This is a genomic window from Pedobacter sp., assembly GCF_035566355.1.
In the GTDB taxonomy this organism is placed as follows: Bacteria; Bacteroidota; Bacteroidia; order Sphingobacteriales; family Sphingobacteriaceae; genus Pedobacter.
Genome location: NZ_DATMRL010000427.1, coordinates 1 through 5,253, shown reverse-complemented (window position 1 = coordinate 5,253; position 5,253 = coordinate 1). Strand labels below are relative to the sequence as shown.

At 35.9% G+C, this 5,253-nt stretch carries 9 protein-coding genes; 4 read left to right on the top strand and 5 right to left on the bottom strand.

Annotation, left to right across the window (positions count from 1 at the left end; all coding sequences use genetic code 11):
- The 4 genes from VNZ46_RS16490 to VNZ46_RS16475 all read right to left on the bottom strand — a co-directional run.
- Window positions 1–602 (bottom strand): methyltransferase domain-containing protein (locus VNZ46_RS16490; RefSeq protein ID WP_325561158.1); only part of this gene is annotated, 602 nt, incomplete at its 3' end.
- Window positions 569–1,303, bottom strand: coding sequence for a DUF2071 domain-containing protein (locus VNZ46_RS16485; protein WP_325561157.1), 735 nt, complete (start codon window positions 1,301–1,303; stop codon window positions 569–571). The genes VNZ46_RS16485 and VNZ46_RS16490, both read right to left, overlap by 34 nt.
- Complete coding sequence (locus VNZ46_RS16480; protein ID WP_325561156.1) at window positions 1,303–1,677, bottom strand: DoxX-like family protein; 375 nt, start codon at window positions 1,675–1,677, stop codon at window positions 1,303–1,305. Before VNZ46_RS16480 ends, VNZ46_RS16485 begins: the two co-directional genes overlap by 1 nt.
- 72 nt (window positions 1,678–1,749) lie before the next feature.
- Window positions 1,750–1,923 (bottom strand): LytTR family DNA-binding domain-containing protein, encoded by a 174-nt coding sequence (locus tag VNZ46_RS16475; RefSeq protein WP_325561155.1) that lies wholly within the window; start codon window positions 1,921–1,923, stop codon window positions 1,750–1,752.
- 544 nt (window positions 1,924–2,467) lie between these two features.
- Between VNZ46_RS16475 and VNZ46_RS16470 the strand changes: the two genes are divergently transcribed.
- From VNZ46_RS16470 to VNZ46_RS16455, 4 genes are all read left to right on the top strand, one after another.
- Entirely contained in the window at window positions 2,468–2,791 is a 324-nt protein-coding gene (locus VNZ46_RS16470) for an isochorismate lyase (protein WP_325561154.1), read from the top strand.
- A gap of 72 nt (window positions 2,792–2,863) precedes the next feature.
- A complete protein-coding gene (locus VNZ46_RS16465) occupies window positions 2,864–3,943 on the top strand; it encodes a serine hydrolase (protein ID WP_325561153.1) in 1,080 nt (359 codons plus the stop codon).
- Between the two features lie 56 nt (window positions 3,944–3,999).
- Entirely contained in the window at window positions 4,000–4,569 is a 570-nt protein-coding gene (locus VNZ46_RS16460) for a Crp/Fnr family transcriptional regulator (RefSeq protein ID WP_325561152.1), read from the top strand.
- Window positions 4,570–4,652: 83 nt separating this feature from the next.
- A complete protein-coding gene (locus VNZ46_RS16455; protein WP_325561151.1) occupies window positions 4,653–5,063 on the top strand; it encodes a VOC family protein in 411 nt (136 codons plus the stop codon).
- Window positions 5,064–5,067: 4 nt separating this feature from the next.
- Here the strand turns inward: VNZ46_RS16455 and VNZ46_RS16450 are convergent.
- On the bottom strand, window positions 5,068–5,253 hold a 186-nt coding region (locus VNZ46_RS16450; RefSeq protein WP_325561150.1), incomplete at its 5' end, for a hypothetical protein.

Sequence of the window (5,253 nt, the reverse complement as noted above, 5' to 3'; positions counted from 1 at the left end):
ACCTTTCCGCTTGGCTTGCAAATGCGGTAGCATTCCTTTAGAAAAACAACCTTCTCTTTGTAATTCCTGATTTCGTGAGCAGCAGATAGAAGAAAAATAATATCCACTGAATTATCTTCTAACGGAATTATGCTTGTTTTTATCTCAACCGTATTTGGGTAAGTCAAACTAACTTTTCTGGCTCTGATAATAGCAGGCTCGGTATGCCTTTTCGGGTCATAGAAGTCAAATACTTTTAAGTCCGATTGTGGGAAATTGCTTTTAATAATAAAGCTTGTTTCATCAAATCCTGCGTTGATATTCACGATGCTTCTTGCATTGGGATCTATTCCAGAATTTTTAAGCCAATGAAAATTATAATATCCCGAAAAATCATATACGTAAGCCGAAACGATCAAAGGCATGATCAGGCCATAAAGAAATGCTATTACTATTATCCAAAACACCTGATCTGAAAATTCAATTGTGGCATGGCTAATAATTAATAATACCAAAGCACACAATCCCAGTACATAAAAATGTCGGTTGAAACTTAAAATATTAAAAACGCCCTGAAAACTTTTTCTTTCTAGCCCCATTGTTCCGTTTTTCCTTTCTTCCAATAATATGGAATGTTTTCAATAATAAAGGCATTAGCCAATATGGGATTTCTCAAGTTCAATACGCGTAAAAATTCAAAATCGTAATCTATAACTTTTACTGGCTTTGGTATCCAGTTTTCCCTTACACCTTCAATAATTAAAACTTCTTTAGTTTGTGGGTTATATGTAAAAGTGAACGGTAATGGACCTGCAAACTTTCTTGCTTCCTTCCAATCGTTAAATGGTGAATGTTCTGGTAGAGGTACTTCTTCAGCTTTTCCCACAGTCATTCTGAATTTTGATTTAATTGAAGCTATTTCCAGTGTGTTTGTTTGCTCAATTTTGTTGATATCTGTTGTTGTATACTTATAATGGGTAAAGATATTACCCACAAATTCCATTTTCTTTTTATCCGTTTCGGATTTTAGGATATATAAACCACGCAGATACTTTCCACGGCTATTGGTATAGCGAACAAATACGCGGTAACCGATTAGAAAAAAGTCATTGCCCATAACTCTTGGGAAGCCCCTTGGCCGCAATGCCTTTGTTTGTACCATCGCGACAGCTACAAATGCCCATTCATCCTGAAATATATCTAGCTGCAAACATTCAGGGATAAGATTTTGGAGCTGAACTTTTGGAACCGCAAATGTCAAAACAAGCGAGCTTTCAAAAAAAGCTTCAACAGCAAACGGATGGTTCTTTAGAAATGAAAACATTAGGCTTTTTGAGTACTTTTTTTGTTGAGAACAAACTCGTTATAGTAAACCGTCAAAATTAGCATACCTGCAAATATAGAATTGAATTTGCCCCACAGCAATAATTCAGGAACAAAAATAAATTCAAGCGTATTCATGGTCCCAATAATAATTATCTGTGTTATAGCATTTAACTTACTTTTAAATCTACTTAGAATCCATATAGACATCATAATTTCCAGTATTCCTATTATCGATGTAAGTAATCTCGCATGTTCACTGCCTAAGATGGTTGAAACGATCATTTCATGCCTTGGAACAAGGTTCAACACCTTACAGAATAAGCCATTAATTGCCCAAATTACGGCAATACAGTAGTTTAGTATCTTATGCATTATTGAATTTTTAACTTATTAATCATGCTTTTAACTGTGACAACTCAGAACAAACAAAAACCTCCTTTTTACTTAGAGCTGCTGCAAGGCTTGTTTTACGGTGTCCTTGTTGGGCTTGGAAATGGGTATTCTTTCGCCAGACATTAACTGTAGAATGCCACCGTCTTCTTTTAGCCAGCTCTTTACGTATTTTGGATTTACTAAGTGGCTTTGGTGAGTTCTTAAAAATCCATTGGGATTACCCAAATGTATTTTCGAAGTAAAACCTGCTTGCCACTCTTTCTCATTCCTTCAATTCGCAAACCTTTAACCTTCTTTTAAACATTAAAAACTCTATGGTCGTAAAGAATAAATATATTAATGAAAAAATCATTAAAGTTGTCAAAAAACTTACATTGTATAAAAGAAAATCAATTGATACATTAATGACTAAATAAGTAACACAACTTAGAGGGAAGCCCAAAAAGGTCAAAAACGATAAAAAGCGATTATTTCTAATATTTCCTATTAGATTTAGAAAAAAAGCTAAAGAACAAATAACCATTACAACAAGATATATAGAAGAAAGACCTAAATTTAATAGTATATCTAAAATGTACAAAACTGTTTCAAAGAAGCCTCCGTCAGTTGGCTTTGTTTCCGCAATAACAACTCTATAAATAAAAAATAGCGCTATACTTATTAAAAAATTGATTATCCAAAACCTAAAGATTATTTTTTTCATCTCTTGTTAGCAGTGTTCTACAATTTATTAAATTCCCAGAACAATCATCCCTATTTTTAAAAAACTATGCCAGATAAAACAATTGAGCACAACACAAAACAACCGGAAGCCTGTGAAAACATGACAGACATCCGCCAGGAAATAGACTCAATAGACCAGCAAATCATTTCCCTAATCGGCAAACGCTACCAATACGTACAAGCAGCTTCTAAATTTAAAACCAGCGAAACCTCTGTAAAGGCACCGGAAAGATTTGCTGCAATGCTTTTAGAAAGAAGGAAATGGGCTGAAATACAAAGTCTTGATCCAGATGTTATTGAAAAAGTATATACAGATCTGGTTCATTATTTCATTGCCGAAGAACTCAAACATTGGAAAGCAAAGGGTTAAACCGAAAGTATCTTGGATATGAAACCATCATGTGTAGTACATGATAGCTTCATAACCTTTAAAAATATATAGATGAAAATTAACTTCTTCGCTTGCCTATTATTCTTGATTGGCAGTGTTAATAGCCTTGCACAAAATCAGCACCACACGGTAAATTCACTACTGCGTCAAATGACCGATTCCATTACAAAAAATCATTATGCTGGTATTCGCAGCCTTCTTATCGCAAAGAACAATCAAGTGGTCTATGAACAATATTTCGATGGTTTTGGCCAGGATTCTCTGAACGATTCCCGCTCATCCTTTAAGTCGGTTACCAGTTTGCTAATTGGAATCGCCATCGACAAAGGTTTTATCAAAGATATTAACCAGAAAATCTATACTTTTTTCCCGGAGTATCCATTCTTAAAAACCGATCCGTATAAAAAACTCATGACCATTAAAAATCTGTTAGAAATGAAATCAGGAGTCGATTGCGAGGAATTTAACGGAACCAAAGATTGTGAGGAGGAAATGAGTTTAAGCAAGAATTGGGTTAAATACGCATTAGCATTGCCAATGAAAAACAAGCCGGGTGAAGTATGGTCCTATACCTCTATCGATCCAATGATTTTAGGTGGTGTAATCTGCAAAGCTAGCCATATGTCTGTTCAGGATTTTGCAGATAAATATTTATTCAGGCCACTTGCAATTACCCGTTATAAATGGACTATAGATCCCAGTGGAAATGGGATGACCGCCGGATCATTCTTCATCAGATCCCTGGACATGATGAAAATTGGTCAGTTGGTTAAGGATAAAGGACTTTGGGGCAGCAAGCAGATCGTTTCAAAAAAATGGATCAACGAATCTACCCGTTGTGACATCGCCATCCAAGACTTCTCCAACATGAAATCAAGCAGAAGTAAATTTGCCATACCACAACCCACCTATTATGGTTTTTACTGGTACAGCGAAAAAATAAAAACGAAAGATTTACAGGAAGATCTACTCTTTGCATCAGGTAACGGCGGGCAATTTATTTTTATAAACAAACGGCTAAACCTCATCGTCGTTTTCACCCAAAAAAATTACGGGTCTTATAAAGGAAAACAGGCTTTTGAAATTCTAGCCAAGTACATCTTACCTAATTATAGTTTAAAAAAAACCTAAAACAATAGTACATCGCAAATCAGGAACAATTACTCACCTTTGATTCCACAACATAAATGGAAAAACTATTAAAATATATACATTCCCTAACCGAATTTTCAGAAGAAAGCTGGAGCCTATTGCAACCCGCATTATCAAAAAGACAGTTCAATAAAAACGGCTACTTACTAAAAGAAGGAACTGTCTGCCAATCCTTATTTTACATAGAAACAGGTTATTGCAAGAGCTTTTATCAACTTGATGGAACCATTAAAAACACAGGTTTCTTCTTTGAAAATGACATTGCTACAAACATCAACAGCTTTGGCAGCGGAGAAAAATCAAAATTTAACATTATCGCCTGCGAATCACTAGAAGTTGTCATTTTCGATAAGCAAAAATTATTTGAAGCCGCAAAACAATCACCGCAAATCGAGGCCTTAGGACGCAACTGCATACGTTTATTCGCTTCAAAGCAAGAAGAATTCTCCACCATATTCAAGCTGTATACCGCTCAGGAACGTCTGGCCTACTTAGAGCTTAATCATCCCGAAATGCTGCAAAGAGTTTCTTTGACACAACTGGCCTCATTTCTCGGAGTTGCGAGGGAAACTTTGAGCAGGATCAGAAAAAGACGGATCCAATAATTTTGTGACGATCGTCACAGGATAAGCTTATTCGCTTTGCTGAATTTTGTAATGAACAAAATATAAATGTTAAAAAATAAATTATGCAACAATTGAGAAAAATTGACGAGCAAGCAAACATCCTGACCTGGTTTGAAATTCCTGTAGCCGACATTGACCGGGCAAAAACCTTCTACGAAACCATTTTAGATATTAAAATGATCAAACGAAATGATGGAACAGATGAAAGCATTTTCTTTCCTTACGATCCAAATGTAATCCAGGCTACTTCGGGAAGAGTAACCGGAGTATTATCTAAGTCAGAAAGAAACACACCCTCTGCTAGTGGCACGTTAATTTACATCAACGCGAGCCCAAACATACAGACAGTCTTAGACAAAGTAGAGCAAGCAGGTGGCAAGATCATCTCGCCAAAAATCCAGATCCCACCAGGATTTATAGCTATAATTATGGACAGCGAGGGTAACCGAATTGGACTACACGCCGAAAAATAACTCCTTACTTTTCCGTCTTCGTCTTGACTTTGATTTCTTCCAAAGTATATGCCTTATAGATTACACCTAATCGAAGGGCATTTTCTTCAACCGTAGAATCAAATCCTGCCTCCATACGTCTTTTATTTACATTTTTGGGGTCTTTGATTGGTACAACATATTCAAAGGCCTCCTTTTTTCCAGTTTCGGG